At 65.4% G+C, this 17208-nt stretch carries 12 protein-coding genes; 7 read left to right on the forward strand and 5 right to left on the reverse strand.

All coding sequences use genetic code 11. The features are described from left to right. Positions 1 to 130: 130 nt before the first annotated feature. Entirely contained in the window at positions 131 to 2494 is a 2364-nt protein-coding gene (locus tag ACWW1C_RS07060) for a lysylphosphatidylglycerol synthase domain-containing protein (protein ID WP_455982771.1), read from the reverse strand. Between the two features lie 48 nt (positions 2495 to 2542). After that, on the reverse strand, positions 2543 to 4324 hold the full coding sequence (locus tag ACWW1C_RS07065; protein ID WP_455982772.1) for a penicillin-binding transpeptidase domain-containing protein: 1782 nt from the start codon (positions 4322 to 4324) through the stop codon (positions 2543 to 2545). Between the two features lie 132 nt (positions 4325 to 4456). Here ACWW1C_RS07065 and ACWW1C_RS07070 point away from each other — a divergent pair, with 132 nt between their 5' ends. Beyond that, a complete protein-coding gene (locus ACWW1C_RS07070; protein ID WP_455982773.1) occupies positions 4457 to 5194 on the forward strand; it encodes an SDR family NAD(P)-dependent oxidoreductase in 738 nt (245 codons plus the stop codon). 150 nt (positions 5195 to 5344) lie between these two features. On the opposite strand, the gene ACWW1C_RS07075 is transcribed toward ACWW1C_RS07070, so the two are convergent. Together ACWW1C_RS07075 and mraY are read right to left on the reverse strand one after the other, a co-directional pair. After that, positions 5345 to 6817, reverse strand: coding sequence for a hypothetical protein (locus ACWW1C_RS07075; RefSeq protein WP_455982774.1), 1473 nt, complete (start codon positions 6815 to 6817; stop codon positions 5345 to 5347). A gap of 244 nt (positions 6818 to 7061) precedes the next feature. After that, on the reverse strand, positions 7062 to 8141 hold the full coding sequence (mraY, locus tag ACWW1C_RS07080; protein WP_455982775.1) for a phospho-N-acetylmuramoyl-pentapeptide-transferase: 1080 nt from the start codon (positions 8139 to 8141) through the stop codon (positions 7062 to 7064). A gap of 182 nt (positions 8142 to 8323) precedes the next feature. Between mraY and ACWW1C_RS07085 the strand changes: the two genes are divergently transcribed. The 6 genes from ACWW1C_RS07085 (at position 8324) to ACWW1C_RS07110 (ending at position 15028) form a co-directional block, all read left to right on the forward strand. Continuing rightward, positions 8324 to 9115, forward strand: a complete 792-nt coding sequence (locus ACWW1C_RS07085) for a transglutaminase-like domain-containing protein (RefSeq protein WP_455982776.1) — start codon at positions 8324 to 8326, stop codon at positions 9113 to 9115. A 247-nt stretch (positions 9116 to 9362) separates the two neighbouring features. Next, positions 9363 to 10967 carry an FMN-binding glutamate synthase family protein gene (locus ACWW1C_RS07090; RefSeq protein WP_455982777.1) on the forward strand — a complete coding sequence of 535 codons (1605 nt, stop codon included), beginning with the start codon at positions 9363 to 9365 and terminating at the stop codon, positions 10965 to 10967. A gap of 124 nt (positions 10968 to 11091) precedes the next feature. Further along, the gene (locus ACWW1C_RS07095; protein ID WP_455982778.1) at positions 11092 to 11364 is read left to right on the forward strand and encodes a DUF4235 domain-containing protein; all 273 of its coding nucleotides are present in this window, start codon (positions 11092 to 11094) and stop codon (positions 11362 to 11364) included. A gap of 152 nt (positions 11365 to 11516) precedes the next feature. Further along, positions 11517 to 13598, forward strand: a complete 2082-nt coding sequence (locus ACWW1C_RS07100) for a catalase (protein WP_455982779.1) — start codon at positions 11517 to 11519, stop codon at positions 13596 to 13598. 177 nt (positions 13599 to 13775) lie between these two features. Next, positions 13776 to 14333, forward strand: coding sequence for a CsbD family protein (locus tag ACWW1C_RS07105; RefSeq protein ID WP_455982780.1), 558 nt, complete (start codon positions 13776 to 13778; stop codon positions 14331 to 14333). Positions 14334 to 14359: 26 nt separating this feature from the next. Beyond that, the gene (locus tag ACWW1C_RS07110; protein WP_455982781.1) at positions 14360 to 15028 is read left to right on the forward strand and encodes an IF2 family translation initiation factor; all 669 of its coding nucleotides are present in this window, start codon (positions 14360 to 14362) and stop codon (positions 15026 to 15028) included. A gap of 208 nt (positions 15029 to 15236) precedes the next feature. Here the strand turns inward: ACWW1C_RS07110 and ACWW1C_RS07115 are convergent, their stop codons facing one another. Then, complete coding sequence (locus ACWW1C_RS07115; protein ID WP_455982782.1) at positions 15237 to 16937, reverse strand: hypothetical protein; 1701 nt, start codon at positions 16935 to 16937, stop codon at positions 15237 to 15239. Positions 16938 to 17208: the final 271 nt, after the last annotated feature.

Consider the following 17208-nt stretch of genomic DNA (forward strand, 5'->3'; position numbering starts at 1 on the left):
ACCGGCCCCCTCGGCACCTTTCGCTGGGAAGTGTCAACTTTCCCTGACACAGTCAGGGAAAGTTGACGCCGTCAGATCGCATGCGTCACAAGGCGGCCCGACACGCCGATGACGACACGCCGCGGCGGGCCTAGATCATGTCCTTCTCGGTCAGCCAGCGCATCACCGGCCACCCGATGAACACCGGCAGCCAGCACGTCAGCACCCGGTAGAGCAGTACCGACGGCACCGCGACCGCGGCGGGCAGGCCGAACGCGGCCAGGCCACCGATCAGTGCCGCCTCGACGGCGCCCACACCGCCGGGGGTCGGGGCGGCTGAGGCGAGCGTCCCACCGATCATCGTCACGACGCACACCGTCACGAACGACGTCGACCCGCCGAAGGCCTCCACGCTCGCCCACAGTGCCAGGGCTGCGCCCAGAGTGGTTGCGGCACAACCCAACACGATCAATCCGAGACGCCGGGGTTCGCGGGCCAGGTTGACCAGGTCGGCCCACACCTCGGTCAGCCGCGGTCGCACCGAGGTGCCCAGCCAATGGCGGGCCCGCGGCACCAACATGAACGTGCCCACCACACCCAGTGCCGCGCCGGCGATCAGATAAAGGACCGTCGATGACGGGACGAAATGCGACAGATCGGCCGATGCGCCGGCCGCCGCGCTGAAGAAGATCAGCAGCGCCACGTGGGTGAGCACCTGAACCGACTGCTGCAGCGCCACCGCGGCGGTCGCGCGCAAGGCGCCGAGCCCGGCCTTCTGCAGGAACCGTGTGCTGAGCGCCAGGCCGCCGACGCCGGCGGGCGTCGTCGTCGCGGCGAAGGTGTTCGCCACCTGCATGATGGTCAGGTTCTTGAAGCTCACGGCCTCCGAGGCGCTGGCCCACAATGCTGCCGCTGCGCCGACGTACGTCAGCGCCGACACTGCAAGGCCGAGCAGCGCCCACCACCAGTTGGCGGTCCGCAGCTCGGAGAAGAACGTCGGCACCGTGCTGATGAACGGGTAGGCGACGTACACCAGCGCCACGAGCAGGACCAGCTGGATGACCTGGTTGCGGGTGAAGCGGGTGATGGTCTCGGTCTTGATGCGGTCGGCGCCGGTCTGGTGCTTCACCTCGTCGCGGGCCGCGGTGATCACGCTGCGCGAATCGGGCAGCGACTCCCGCAACCGCTGCGGCATGGCCGATTTGGTCAGCCGGCGCGACGCGGTCAGCACGGTGTCCTCACCGAACTGCTCGATGGCCGCGGCGACCGCCTCCTCGGCGCCGTACATGGCGGTCGTCGTCACCAGTAGTTGCGCGACGTCAGATTGCAGCTGCACATCGGACGCGCCGTACTCGGAGTTGCCCAAGCCGCCGAACCGGACGGCCCGGTCGTCGACCGTGAGTTCGGAAGCCCGCAGGTCGCCGTGCGCTATCTGATGGTGGTGCAGCGCGCCCAGCGCACGCCATACATCGGTCACCGGTGTCTCGGTGGTCAGTGGAACGCCGCTCGCCGGGGTGTGCGCGAACATCGTCCAGCCGCGGTCGAGTGCCGCGAGCGCGACCGTCCGGGTGTTCGCGAGCTCGAGGTCGCCGACCGCGATGGTCATCAGGGCGCGGTGCTCGACGGCGCGGCGCATCGACGTCTGCAGGGGAGCGGTCTCGTCGTTGCGCAGGGTGATCTTGCGCCAGAGCTGGCTCATGGCGCCGCCCACGCGCTGGTTCGGCCCGTAGAGCTCGACGACGGCGCGCGTCCCGTCGGCCGAATCGGCGCTGAGCACCAGTGGCCCGGTGCCGGCCGGCCGGATGACCGTCAGCGCCGACACGTCGAACTGGCGGCGAGCCAGCGCCTGCACCGAACCGGCCAGCGGAACTTCGAGTGCCGGGGTGCCGCTGACCAGAACCACCAGCGCGCCGACGAACCAGCCGACGGCCAGACCCAGCAGTGACCGCGCCGGCACGATGGCGCTGACCACCAGATGGATGGGCACGAACGCCAGCAGCAGCGTCCACCACCAGCGGCGCAGCCGGGCCGGCTGCCATGGGCCCGACACCGTCAGCACCGCGGCCAGCAGAGCGATCCAGCGTGGGTCGTCGAGGAACTGGGAGAAGACGGTGTTGAGGCGGTCGGAGAGGTCGAAATGCCAGTTCGGCGCCGCGATGCCGTTGGAGTTGATGGACAGCGACAGCACGGCGATCAGCCCGGCGGCGGCATACGGACCGAGCAGTTTCCATTGCCGCGTGACCAGCAGGCTCAGCAGGATGACGAACGGCAGCGCCAGGATCGCGATGGCGTAGGCGATATAGACGAGGTTCGACTGGGTCGGCGTGAGCACGCCGACGATCCGTGACACCGACCGTTCCAGCCGAACCCAGTCGTTGCGGGTGATCAGCGAGCTGGTGACGACGGTGATGAGGAACGCCGTCGCGGCCACCAGACGCAGGATGTCGTTGGTCCGTCGGGTGATCGGTTGCAGCAGGCTGCCCGAGACCGCGACCTCGCGTCCGTCAACCCGCATCAGCCAAGAATCCCAAGTGCTGGGCCAATTGGCGAAATTGGCACGCCGTTACCCGGCCAGCGCCGGCCGTAGAAAGTCTCCGCTGACGGCCACCGCGGGTGCCGACGAATCCCCGCCGACCACCAGCGTCGCGAACGCGAGGTCCCCGGCGATGCCCGCGAACCAACCGTGCGAGTGTGTGTTGTCGCCGAATTCGGCCGTCCCGGTCTTGCCGCCGAGGCCGTCGATGTCCTTGAGCGCCGTCGCGGTGCCCTCGGTGACGGTCAGCCGCATCATGGCGCGTAGGGCGTCGGCGGTCGGCTGGTCGATCGGGGTCGACGGCGTGCTGGCGGTGGTCTGCTGGCCGGGCAGCAGCGTCGGCGTGATAGTCGATCCGTGCGCGAGGCTGGCCTCGGCGACGGCCAGCCCGAACGGGCTGACCGTGACGGTGCCCTGGCCGATGCCGTTCTCGACGCGCTGCGCCGGGGTGTCGGCGTTGGGCACCTTGCCCGTCACCGTGGTGATGCCAGGGACGACGAAATCGACGCCGATACCGAGGTTCTTGGCCGTGTTGGGCAGCGCGTCGGCGGGGAGCTTGTCGGCCAGCGCGCCCATGGTGGTGTTGCACGAATGCGCGAAGGCCTGCTCGAGCGGGACGGTGCCGAGATCGAACTTGTCCTCGTTGGGGATGGTGCGGTTCTCGATCGTCACGGTGCCCGGGCAGGGCTCGGGGGTGTCGGCCTTCGCGAGCCCCTTCTCGAGGGCGGCCGCGGTGGTGACGGTCTTGAACGTCGACCCCGGCGGGTACAGGCCGGTGAAGGCGATGGGTCCCTGCGCGTCGGCGGCGTCGTTCTGGGCCGCGGCGAGGATGGCGCCGGTGCTGGGGGCGATGGCGACGAGCACCGTCGGGCGGGGATCGGTGGCCACGGCGTGCTGCGCGAGGAGCTGCAGGCGCGGGTCCAAGGTGGTGCGGACGGGTTTGGTGTCCGCGGGGGCGTTGTTCGTGAGTTCGTCGGTGGGCTGGCCCTGGTCGTCCACCAGATCCACCGACCAGCCGGCGGTCGCGTCGATGGCCTTCTGCCAGACCTCGGGCAGTCCGCTGATGGCCGGCGAGTGCAGGTTCGGGTCGGCGGTCAGCAATGCGCCCTGCTTGGTGACGGTGACGCCGGGAATCTGGGTGAGTTCGTCGGCGACCTGGGCGAGGTCGGCCTCGCGGAGCTTGATGACGGTGACGCGGTCGTCCTGGTTGCCGTTGAACTCGGCTGCGATCGATTCGCTGGTGATGGTGTTGTCGAACCGGGCAATCACGGGAGCCAGCGCCGTGGCGGAGTCGAGGTGGTCGCGGCCGAGGGTGATGACGCCGACCGTCTGCCAGTTGAGCAGCGGCTGGCCGTTGCGATCGATGACGGGTGTCAGCAGTGCTTTGTCTTCGCTGAACTGGAACGTGCCGCCCTGTCGAAGCTTGGGATGCAAAAGTGCCGGGGCCCAGCGGATTTTCCAGTCCTCGCCGACTTTCGTGGCGATTGCTGTTGTGTCGTAACGGAATTCGCGCCCCGGGCCGAACGACCAGGTGTAAGCGAGTTTGCCCGTCGACTTGTTGTCACCTTCGCCGGCCGTGGCCTTGACGTCGATCGTGGCGTTTTTGCCCATGCCGTCGAACATGGACTTGATGGCCGCTTCCGACGCGCCGGCATCGGTGGTGTCTTTGGCGGCGGCGCTGGAGTCCTTGCGGTGCAACGCATCAGCAAACGCGTTGAAAGCGTCCTCTGGCTCCGGGCTGTCGAACATCGAGCATCCGGTGGTGCCGAGGATCAGCGTGCAGGTCAGTAGCAGCGCAATACGTTTCGTCATGACCCGTCGAGCCAACCATGACTCGCTATGAATTCCGGCGTTGAAACGCTGGGGTCGGCCCGTATCGCGTAATGTCCGAGCCGTTCGGCATTCCGCTACATGGCGGAGCGTATTTGATGGATGGGGTATGACATGAGTGGTGTGGTGGTCACTGGCGGTGCATCCGGTATCGGCTTGGCGTCGGCCAGGGCGCTGATCGCCGACGGCCGCGCGGTGTCGCTGTTCGACATTTCACCGCAGGTGGTGTCGGTGGCTGAATCGCTCGGCGCGCACGGCGTCGTCGTCGACGTGAGTGACACCGCCTCCATGGCCGCCGCCGTCGAGCAGGCCGCCGCGGCGATGGACGGCATCGACGGACTGGTGCACGCCGCCGGCCGGGTGCTGCCGGAACCGGTCGGGATGTTCACTGTCGAATCCTGGGACGCCGTCGTCGACGTGAACCTGCGCGCGCAGGCGCTGCTGTCCCAACTGCTGCTGCCGCATTTCGAGAAGGCGCTTGCCGGTGGTGCGGCCCCGGCGATCGTGGGGATATCGAGTATCGAAGGGCTGGTTGGCAATCCGTTCATCCCGGCGTACTGCGCGTCGAAGGCCGGCCTGCTGGGCCTGACCCGCTCGATGGCAGGTCAGTTGGGACCCTTGGGAATTCGTGTCAATGCCGTGTGCCCGGGCTTCATCGAAACCCCGATGCTGGCTGACGCGTTGGCTGTTCCCGAGGTGAAGTCGGCGTTTGTATCGGCGGCGCCTCTGGGCCGGCTGGGGCAACCCGACGAGATCGGCGCGGCCGTCGCGTTCCTCATGTCGCCGAAGGCGTCGTTCATCACGGGGACGCAGATTGTCGTCGACGGGGGAGTGACGTCGCGGCACGCTTAGGGGCCGCGCGGTGATCAGTGAATGCTTGTGAAGGTCGTGCGCGGCATCGAGCGAGAACGTCGCGATCTACCGAGCTCAGTGATCAGGAATGTGAGACGCCGACTGAGAACGGATACCCGGAGAGACAGCTATGCTGGCGCGACCAGCTGCTTACTTATCGTCGTCTGCCCCTTGTCCGATGTGGCCGTAACGGACGTCAGCGCACACCGCAGAGACGTACATGCCCTTCGAGCCAGACCTGCTGTGCGGCAATAGAACCCGGAAGCCACCCCTGGCTCTATATGGGTCATGCCACGCCAGCGGCTCCTTACCTTTCTCTGCGACCAGCCCGAAGTAGCTTGGGTCAAACTCCACCGCATCCATCTCGCGCTCCGTGGTGGTGCCAAGCATGAACCGAGCCCGCTCAAAGGGGTCTGAGTTGGCGTAGGCGCGGGAGAGCTTCTTCTTGTTACCCTTGCCGGTGGCGAGTTCGCATAGTTTTGTTGGCCCGTCTGTGCGCGACAGCGTGAAGACCGACAAGGGGACCATCATCGAGTCGGTCACGACGGTGTGGCCTACCGACCAGGTGGTGAGCTTGTTGCTCCCGAATGCACCGACGATCTTGTCGACGACGATTCCGACCGCGGCGGCAGCCGCGGCGGCGGCCAACGGAACGAGAGGATGCAGGATGGCACTGGCGGCGACTGCGCTCACCCCGAGTGCGGTGGCCAACTGCGGGGCGATTTTGTCGGCGATGTCCTGAGCCAGCTTCGTTGTCTTACTACTGACTTCCTTGGTGATGGCGTCGCGGTGTTTCTCGAGCTGCTTGGCCGCGACGTTGTTGGCAAATTGGAGATATCCCTCGGTGGCATTAAGGGTGTAGACCCATGAATTGACTCCTGGCAGATTCCAGTTCCGGTAGAAGTCCTCCACACAATGATCATTGATGCTGGGGTCGTAACCATGTTTGTGCTCATAATCGATCCTGACCGAGCTTCCGCCGGTAAGTCCTTCACCGACTGGTCCTGGCGCATGCACCCGGCCTGTGAAAGTCTCGCGGAGCGACTGACCGTACGAAAGCTCAGCAACACTTAGCAGATCGTGCGGCGGCCAAGTGTGCGCAAGTCGCGCACAATCGATTGGCACCGCACCGAGATACCCCGGTACCTCGATAGAACACGACGCCTGCAGGACGACGTCCGCACTGGCGTGCAGAGCGGTCACATAGTCGGCAAGACGGCCATGGAGCTCCTCGATCTCACCGTCGTCGCCCATCCGCGGCGACCTGCGAAACAGAGTGGCCACCGCATCAGCCAGCCCATTCGGCGCCATGATGAACTCCCGCTCCGCGGGCGAGAGTCGCCCGCCCGCGGCGACAAGCGCATCAACGAGCACGTCCGCACTGAGCGGGAAAGCGCTGTCGGCCAACGAGTTCTGCAGGGCTCTGTACATCTGGGGCGACATGCCGAACCGGGAAGCCGCCATCTCCACCAAACCATCAAGCTGGCCCTCGGCCGTGACCCGAGCCAGACTGGATAGCAGCACCATGAACTCGGCGATGCCGGGAGCCGTATCCGACACAACGTCGGCGAGGACCATCCATCCCTCAAGCGGCCTCTGTTGCGGAGCGTCTTGGTCGCTCATGGGCGCCTCTTCCGGACGGTGGACAGAAGATGATGCTGCAAGGGTTTCAAATTCGACGGCACATTGCGGCTGAACGGCAGTTCCCACTGGCACACGGCCTTGCCCGCCGACGGATGAGCCCACACTCGTTGCCAATTGCGACGGCCAGTAGGTCATTGGCTCTGCCGCATCGATGGCCGCATCCGTCGCTCATGTACCGGTAGTCGCATCGCGCGCAGCTAGAAACGGGCGGGAGTGGAGTTGCTTAGACTCTGACCGCCGACAGCCATTCGCTGTAGAACAGCGCGATGCCGAGTCCGCACGCGATCGCGGCGATCAGCCAGAACCGAATGGTGAGTGTGGTTTCCGGCCAGCCCATGAGTTCGAAGTGGTGGTGCAGCGGGGAGTTGCGGAAGACCCTTCGGCCGGTGGTGCGGAACGATACGACCTGGATGACGACCGAGGTCACCTCGACGACGAAGAGAGCGCCCAAGACGACCGCCAGGATCTCGGTGCTACTGGTTACCGACAGGCCCGCGATGATGCCGCCGAGCGCCAACGAGCCCGTGTCGCCCATGATGATCTTGGCCGGTGCCGCGTTCCACCAGACGAATCCGATACAAGCGCCCGCGGTCGCCGCCGCAACCACCGCCAGGTCGAGAGGGTCACGCACCTGGTAACAACCAGCCGCTTGTGAGACCGCGCAGGCGTTTCGGTACTGCCAGAACGTGATCAGCACATATGCCGCGCTCACCATGGCCATGGCGCCCGCTGCGAGCCCATCCAGGCCGTCGGTGAGATTGACGGCATTGGACCACGCTGAGACGACGACGATGCAGAACACCACGAACAGCGCAGGCGGGAGAGTGAGCGCGGCAATGCCACGTACGAAGGACACCTCCGTGATGGCGGGCGTCAGACCATCAGCATTGCGGAACTGCAGTACGAGTACCCCGAACAGCACGGCCGCGACCAGTTGGCCGGCGGACTTGGCTCTCTTGTTCAGTCCGAGATTGCGGGCACGTCGTAGCTTGATGTAGTCGTCGGCAAATCCGACGCCGCCCAATGCAGTGGCCAGACCGAGGACGAGCAGACCAGACGCCGATGGGCCATCCCCACCCTGCGTAAGTCCAATGAGGTTGGTGGCCAGGTAACTTACCCAGATCGCGATCAGGATCGCGATACCGCCCATGGTTGGGGTTCCGCGCTTGCGTTGGTGGGTTTGCGGGGCCTCATCTCGGATCGGCTGACCGAGTCCCCTTCTGGTGAATGCGCCGATCAACACCGCGGTCACGAGGAGTGCCACGACCAGCGCGATACCTGCGGAGACAAGTACCTGGGTCATCGCTCACCGCCACGGCGGTAGTTGTGCCCAAGACATCTGCCCCGCGATAGATCCCGATCCCCCACAGCCCCAGTATTGCCGGTGTCATGGTCAGGCAGTAGGACTTCTCGTTCTGGCGCGGCTACGCGCGCAGGCAGCGGCATCGGTCGGGTGCTGGCATCATTTGCAGTGTGCAGCGACAGGTGGGTGCGGAACTCAACATCGATGTGACCGCTTCGACGACTCTGGAGTTCCAGATCGCGGTCGCGCCCCATCCAGGAGCCTCGGTAGAGGAATCGCTGTCTTTTACATTGGACGGCGACCAAGTGCAGGCCCGCGAGATCTGTGGCGCGCACGGCACCCGGATTCACACGTTCGATGCGCATGCCGGCAACGTGAGCGTCAGCTACTCGGCGACAATCGCGGGTCACACCGACCCGGCGCCGGTCACGGACTACGACAGAACGCTGTACCTACGGCCCAGTCGATTCGCCGAAGCTGACAGGCTGTACGGCTTCGCGGCAACGGAGTTTGGCCAATACTCTGATGCGGCAACATTATTGGAGAAGGTGTCCTATTGGGTGGGTTACCGGCTGAACTACGTGCCGGGCTCCAGCGATCCGATCGACGGCGCGGTGGACACGCTGCTCGCGGGTAGGGGAGTGTGCCGCGATTATGCCCACCTGGTCGTTGCGCTGTTGCGTGCCGTGAAAGTTCCGGCCCGTCTGGTCGCCGTATATGCGCCAGGGTGTATGCCGATGGACTTCCACACTGTTGCCGAAGCGCTGGTTGACGGACGATGGTATGTCGTCGACGCGACGGGATTGGCTCCACGACAATCGTTGGTGCGCATCGCGACTGGCCGCGATGCCGCAGACATCGCTTTTCTGGATAACCACAACGGCGCGGTCACCCTCAACCGGGTCGCAGTAACCGCCACCGTCGATGCGGACCTGCCTATCGACCCGGTCCACGAGCTGGTGTCGATCACCTGATCGATTTGGCGTGCCGCGACTGGCAGGTTTCGGATCAGCAGGCGGCGTCCCTTCGCAATCTTCGTTGCAGGTTTGACGGTCCGGTGCCGCGGTCGAGATGTCCGGGCCACCCCGACGACTGCCTCCACCCAGAGACCCCGTGGCACACGGCGCTGCTTGTTGCAGCGGATCCACAGGTAAATGGTGCCTGAAACGGCTGATTCTGGGTATTACGCCGACAGCGGTTCGTCAGATGAAGAGGGTCGGTGTGATTCGGTTCGGAATCGTCGCGGCATTGGCCGCGGCTGCGGCAGGTCTTGCCGTTACTGCGCTATTCGGTAGTTGGGTGTGGTGGATTGCCGCGGCGGTGGTAGGTGGGGTGGCCGCCGTGGGTGTCTTCGATGTCACTCAACGACGTCATTCTGTGCTGCGCAATTACCCCGTGATCGGGCACATGCGGTATCTGCTCGAGGCACTGCGGCCCGAACTGCAGCAGTACTTCATCGAACGCAATTTTGACGGCCGACCGTTCGACCGCGACGTCCGCTCACTGATCTATGAGCGGGCCAAGGGCACCGTGGCCGAGCTGTCGTATGGCACCGAACGGGACGTCGACCAGCCCGGGTACGAGTACCTCGTGCACTCCACCGCACCCGTGGAGCCCCCGCCGGAGCCCTACCGGGTTCGCATCGGGGGCCCGGACTGCACCCGGCCCTATGACATGGCCTTGCTGAACGTGTCGTCGATGAGTTTCGGAGCGCTCTCGGCCAACGCATTGAAAGCCCTGAACGCCGGAGCGCGACGGGGAGGCTTCGCCCACGATACGGGCGAAGGCGGGTTGACGCCCTACCATCTCGGGGGCGCGGACGTGGTGTGGGAGATCGGGTCCGGCTACTTCGGCACGCGCACCAGCGACGGGCACTTCGACCCTGAGCAGTTCGCCGACAAGGCCGCACACGATGCGGTCAAATGTGTCTCGATCAAACTCAGTCAGGGCGCCAAACCCGGAGTGGGCGGCGTGCTGCCCGCGTCGAAGGTGAGCAAGGAGATCGCCGAATATCGTGGGGTGCCCGCGGGCGAGAAGTGTGTGAGTCCTGCTGCGCATTCGGCGTTTTCAACTCCACGTGAGCTCATCCAGTTTGTGGGCCGGCTGCGTGAGCTTTGTGACGGCAAGCCGGTGGGGTTCAAACTGTGTGTGGGTTCGCGAGTGGACGTTTTGGCGATCTGCAAGGCGATGCTCGCCGAAGGGGTGACACCCGATTTCATCATCGTCGACGGTGCGGAGGGCGGAACGGCCGCTGCGCCACTGGAATACGAGGACCACGTCGGGCTTCCGCTGACCGACGGATTGATGACGGTGCACAACGCGCTGGTCGGTACCGGCCTGCGCGACGTGATCCGCATCGGCGCCAGCGGGAAGGTGGCCGCGGGCAACGACATCATCAAGCGGCTCATTCAGGGCGCCGATTACACCAATGCCGCGCGCGCCATGATGATGGCCATCGGGTGTATCCAATCGCAGCGGTGCCACACGAATCACTGCCCGGTCGGGGTCGCCACTCAGGATCCGAGGCGGGCACGAGCGCTGGACGTCGGCGACAAAAGCGCGCGCGTATATCGCTACCAGAAGGCCACCGTCGAGCAGGCGATGAAGATCATGGGTTCGATGGGGATCGCCGATCCAGCATTGCTGTCACCGCATCTGCTGCGCAAGAAAGTCTCGGCCACTCAGCAGCTCTCCTACGCGGAACTCTACGAGTGGTTGCAGCCTCGCGAGCTCATCGAGCAGGCACCCGAAAGTTGGGCCTTCGACTGGGCGGCCGCCGACGCCGATTCGTTCCGGCCCATCGTGCGGTCTCGACGAGTGTCCTGAGGCATCCAGCCTTTGGTGTTCCAGGTGTCGCCGAGGCGTTTTGGGCGATTGGCTTGGTCGCAGCCGGGGTAACTCTCAGCCACGGCCCGGATCAGTCGGGACCGTGAGATATGCGAGGAGCACGATGAGCACGGTATCGAAGTCACTGTATTTGCCGCTGTCGGCTGCGTTCAGCGTCGTGGGCGGCCTGCTCGCGGGCAAAGTCTTCCGCGTGGTGTGGGAACGATTCGACGACTCGGGGGAGGGGCCTCCAGACCCCAAAGACCTGAACCGCTCGGGCGGGCAAGCACTGGTGGCCGCCGGCGTGCAGGGCCTCATTTTCGGCCTGGTCAAAGCGGCCGTCGATCGGGCAGGGGCGCGCAGCTACCGTGCTGTGGCACACGAGAATCCAGTGTAAAGCGCGCCGGCTCGTCCGCGGGGGCGGACGCACATCAGGTCCGCATGCTGCCATGAAGACGTTTGCGTCGCAGCATGTTTGGGTATGGCGTTGGCAGGCTCGGGCCCAGCCCGAGCGCTGTCAGCGTTTTCCTCATTCCGTCAGGAGACACCATGCCCCCTCGCCGCAAGCCTGACCAGTCCGCCCCCGCCGGCGTCGGCCCTGCCGGAACTGTGCCTGCCTCGCAGGCCGACGCACCGGCGCGCGCCCAGTCGGGACAGTTCCTGACGACCAGTCAGGGGTTGCGCCTGCCGGACACCGACCACTCCTTGAAGGCAGGTCCCCGCGGCCCGTCGCTGTTGGAGGACTTTCATCTCCGCGAGAAGATCACCCACTTCGACCACGAGCGCATACCCGAGCGCGTGGTACATGCGCGCGGCGCCGCGGCGCACGGCATCTTCGAGTCGTACGGCACGGCTTCGTCGGTCACCAGGGCAGGGTTCCTGGGACGCAAGGGAACGACCACCGATGTCTTCGTGCGCTTCTCCACTGTTCTGGGATCGCGCGGGTCCGCCGACACGGTGCGCGACACCCGCGGCTTTGCGGTCAAGTTCTACACCGACGAAGGCACATTCGATCTGGTCGGCAACAACATGCCGGTCTTCTTCATTCAGGACGGCATCAAGTTCCCCGATGTCGTTCACGCGGCCAAGCCGCACCCGGATCGTGAAATCCCCCAAGCACAGTCGGCGCATGACACGTTCTGGGATTTCGTCTCCCTGCATACCGAGGCCACGCACCACGTGTTCTGGAACATGAGCGATCGCGGTATTCCACGCTCGTTCCGAACCATGGAAGGGTTCGGGGTGCACACTTTCCGGCTCACGAATGCAGCCGGCAAGACCAGCCTGGCCAAGTTTCACTGGAAGCCGGTCGCCGGCGTGCATTCCCTGGTCTGGGAGGAAGCGCAGATCGCGGCCGGCGTGGACCCGGACTTTCACCGCCGTGACCTGGCCGACGGGATCGAAGCGGGGGCCTTCTTCGAATACGAACTGGGACTGCAGATCCTGCCTGACGACGGCACGGACACCTTCGAGGGCATCGACTTGCTGGACCCCACCAAACTGGTGCCCGAAGAACTGGCCCCGGTCCAGCTGGTCGGCAAGCTCACGCTCAACCGCAACCCCACGAACTATTTTGCCGAGACCGAACAGGTCGCCTTTCACGTCGGCAACCTGGTGCCCGGTATCGAGCCCACCAACGACCCGCTGCTGCAGGCCCGCCTGTTTTCCTACGTCGACACCCAGCTCACGCGTCTGGGCGGCCCGAACTTCACCCAGCTGCCCATCAATCGGCCGCATTGCCCGGTCAACGACATGCTGCGCGACGGGATGCACCAGTCGGCGATCCACACCGGCTTGGCGCCGTATCACCCGAACAGTATCGACGGTGACGAGCCCCGCCCGGCAGAGGCGAAAGATGTTGCCTACGTTCACTTTCCGCGCCGGATCGAGGGGGAAGCGGTACGTGCGCAGCCGTCGTCCTTCGATGACCACTTCAGCCAGGCGACGCTGTTCTATCGCAGCCTGAGCGCGGTGGAGCAGGCCCACCTTGCCGACGCTTTCATTTTCGAGTTGGGCAAGGTCTACGAGCAAGGCATCAAAGAGCGCGAGCTGCAGGTGCTCGCCAACGTTGATTCCGCTCTGTGCGAACAGGTTGCGGCCGCGCTCGGCCTGCCGGCACCGAAAGGCCGTCCCGCTGAGGACATTCCGCTGTCGCCGGCGCTGGCGCAGGTGATCGTTGAACCGGGGCCCATCACCGGACGCAAGATCGGCATCCTCGCCGATGCGGGTTCAGACCTCGCCGGCGTGGCGAAACTCGTGAAGGCCGCGGCCGCTGCAGGCGCGACCGCCCTGGTCATCGCCCCCACCGGCGGGGTGTTGAAGGCCGGGCGTCGCCAGGTGACCGTGGACCGGACTCTGGCCACAGTCCGTTCGATCGAAGTCGATGCCCTCGTCGTGGCGGCTGGGACGGAACCGGCCCGCGACAGCAGACTCGTTGTCCTGTTGCAGGAGATCTTCCGGCACTGCAAAGCTCTGGCGGCGTGGGGTGATGGCGACGCGGTATTCAAGATGGCCAAGATTCCGCTGAAGGCACCCGGCGTCGAAATCGCCGGGGAGGTCGACAAGGACTTCATCGCCCGCCTGACAGCCGCAGTGGGGCTGCACCGGGCATGGGACCGTGACACGAAGTAACTTTCGCCGGTGACGCCGTAGCTTCTTCGGCCGCGGCTGTTTGGTTGACTGACATCACAATGGCCCGATCGCGAATGGCGTGTGCCCTGTTCAGCGCGCTACGCCGGTCGCCAGAGATGACCCGTGGCCCGACCGGTCGGTGTTTGAAGGACGCACAAAACGAGCATGCCAATGGTCATGGGTGAACATGAGAAAGCTGACGAGGCACGTAAGGGCCTGATCGATTCGGTCAAGGGCAAGGCGAAAGAGATCGTCGGTGCAGTGACCGGCAACGATTCATTGACCGCCGAGGGGCAGTTGGAGCAGGCCGAGGCGCGGGCCCGTAGGGAAGCGAACACCATCGAGGCCGTTGCGGACGCCGAAGCCGAGGGCGCTACTGATCTGCTGTCATCAGCGCGCCACCAGGCAGCCGGCGCCCGGGGCGTGGTGCAGTCCGGCACCGACGCCGCGGAACAGGCGGCGCAGCAACAGCAGGTGGCCCACGTTCAGGAAGCCGCGCAGGCAGCGCGGCACCGCGCAGCCGAGGAGCAGGTCCGCGCGAGCGTCGACGAGCAGCGCGAGGAGCGGCAGGCCGAGACCCGGGAAGCGGCCGGCACCGCGGCAGCCGGTAGGGAGGCGGGCGAAGCGATCGCCGAACATCGCGCCGCCCTCGGTGAAGCTGCCGAGGAACAAGCCGAGGCCAGGCGCCTTCGTGACCGCGCCGAGACCCTCACAGATCAAGCCAACCTTCCCTGAGACATGTTGATAACCAAGGAGATATCGTGAGCATTATCGAATTGCCGTTGCGGGTCATGCGAATGCAGTACCGGCTGGTCCGGCTTCCCCTGCAGTTCATCGAGGAGCGGTGGATCGCGCGCATGGACGCCGAAGCACCCGCTCGCCTGATCTACGAACGGTCGTTTGGCGGGCTGGACGCCGCGGTCGGCGGAGTCCTGGGCGATTCGACCTTGCGCAGGCGAGGCGCGGTGCTGGCGCGGCGAAGCGAAGTTCGCGGCGAAGCGGCGGTGCGCAGCATGGACGCTGCCCGACAGCGTCAACAGGCCGGCGCCCAGTTGGAGGACTCGCTGGAAGAGGCCGCCGACGACCGCGACGAAGCCATCGCCGCCAAACAGGACGCGGTTGCCGATGCGCGCGAGCGCGCGCAGCAGCGTAAGCAGGAAGCGGCGGAAGACGCCGACAAGCGGATCGCCGCGGCCACCAGGGCAGGCCGGGCCGAGGCCGACCGGCAGCGCGAAGCCGCTGAAGCTACCGAACGGCAACGGCTGCAACGGATCAACAAAGCCGAGGCGAAGTCGGAAGCTGCGGCCAAAGCCGCGCTGGACGACGCGCGAGGCAAGCGGGCCGCCGCGCAAGCCAAGCGCGAGCAGGCCGAGAAGGTTGAAGTACTTGCCGACGCCGAGAAGCAGAACCGGCGGGCGGGCAGCGTCTGACACAGCACCCGAGATCTACTCCCGGCGCCGGACATGGGCGATTACGCCTGTGTCCGGCGTTCGGGCGTTGGGGCTCGAATCTGTCCGCCGTAATGTGCCTGACGCCGACGGCGGACAGACCCTCACGACTGGCAGCATCTGCCAGTGGCTTCATCGGTGGCACACCTGCCACCGATGAAGCCACTGGCGAAACCGGTTTCTGGACAGGCTATTTGCCGCCGCCGTGGCCCCCGCTACCTCCGCGACTGCTTGTGCCATGGCCATCTCCGGCTCCGTGACTGCTCGAACCCGACTTGTCCGACGAGTGCTTCGAGCCGTCACTGTCGTGAGAGTTGCTGCTGCCCTTGTTCTCTCCGGCGCCGGCCTGGCCGCTGCCGGTGTTGCTGCCGGCCTCGCCGGCATCAGTGGGCTTGCGGTGTTTACCGCCCTTGTCCGGCTTCTTGTCGGTGCCCGAGTTGTCGGACCCCGTCTTGCCCGACCCTGTCTTGTCGGTGCCGGTGGTGCCCAACCCAGTCTTGTCGGCGCCGGGCTTGCTCTTGTCGTTCGAGCCCGTCTTGCCCGGCTTCGAGCCGACAGCGGTGTTGGGTGCCGATGACGCCGCGGTCGGATTGCTGACCTTGATCAAGTTGGTCTGCACCTTCGGCACACTCGTGGCCGCGAGTGGCGCCCCGACGAGTCCGCCAAGGCTGGAGACGAACTGCCCTGCCTGCGAGACGATTTCGTGCACTGTATTGGCGAGGGCACCTCCTAGTGCATTCGGTAGATTCGTCGTGAGCAGCCCGGCGAGAACCTGCGGGGCGAGTGTGTAGGGCAGGCCGGCAACCAGTGGTATCACCACGGGCACCGCGACGGCCAGCGGCAGGTTCACCGCGTACGCCACATCATTCGCCACCATCGACACCGCGGACGACACCACGTTGCCCAGACCGCCGATCAGATCCTGCGGTGCTGAGACCGCGGGGCTGATCGAGGGTGTCGTCGCTGCAGCGGTTTGCAGCTTCGGCGCGTTCGCAGCGGCCAGCGGCGCTGCCGCGGCAGGTAGGAGGCTGCCGAGGCCACCTACGAGACTGGAGAGGAATTGCGTTGTCGTGCTGACGAATCCGTTGATGCCGGCTTCGGTGAACCATGTTATGTAGTTGGGGATATAGCTGGTGAGCAGATTGAAAAGCAGGGGAGGATTGAAGACTGCCGCAGGTCCATAAACCAACAGGGTCGCAGCTGTCTGAATTCCGATCTGCAGTGGAATGCTCGCCAGGTAGGCCCCGTCATTCCACACGGTGCTGAGCGCGCTGGTCAAAAGGCCACCCAGGCCGCCGATCAAATCCTGCGGCGAGGCGACCGCCGGCGCCAGTGCGGCATTGGTCGCCGCATTCGGCACCACGTTGCCGGGCAAGGGCAACGGGATCCCAAGTTTCTCCAACAAGGTCACGGCCGCCGGAAACAGGGCGGTGGCCGGGGCGCTGAAGTCGTACAGCGAAGCAAGGATCAGGTCGTAGAAGTTGAAGCCCGTGAGTCCACCGCCGGAGAAGGCCGTGGGAGAGAAGGCCGCATTCTTGAAGTACTCCTGCAGCGCGGCCTCCACCGCCGGCGCCACCGGTGTCGCGGCAAGTGGCGACAGCAAGGTGGCGGCAGCGTTCGTGACCACCGGCGCCGCCGCGGTGTCGAGCGCGTAGAGCGCACTGTCAGCGGCCACCAGTGGCTGCGCCATCAGATAGGCCAGGTTGTTGATCCACTGTCCGTTGCCGAGGATGGAGGCGGGCAGCGCCAGCAGACCCTGGATCAGCGATATCGGGTCCGAACCCGCTGTCAGGTTCACCTGCCGCGTGATTTCTGGCAGGTGGGCCGCGACCGTCTTGGCCTGTGGACTGGCCGCGACGAAGCTCGCGCTTACCGCGGTGGCGCTAGCCAATAGGGCTACGATGAATGGCTGTGAAGTTGCTGTGTATCGTTTGGCGTGTGCAGCCGGCATGGTCTGGTCCCCGTTTCCGTGATCGGTAATGTCGGTGACCGCAACTTTATTCATGGAAAACGCGCCAACCCCGCCCCATGTGTCATGGCCGCCAACGATTGAACCCCACGGATAAAATACCCAAGGTATGTTTGCTGAGTCAAGAACTATTTAGTCGTATGAATTAGCTGGCCGGTTACGGGCGGCCCGCTGACGTTCCTGCCACGCGGTG

The organism is Mycobacterium sp. HM-7 (assembly GCF_053852335.1).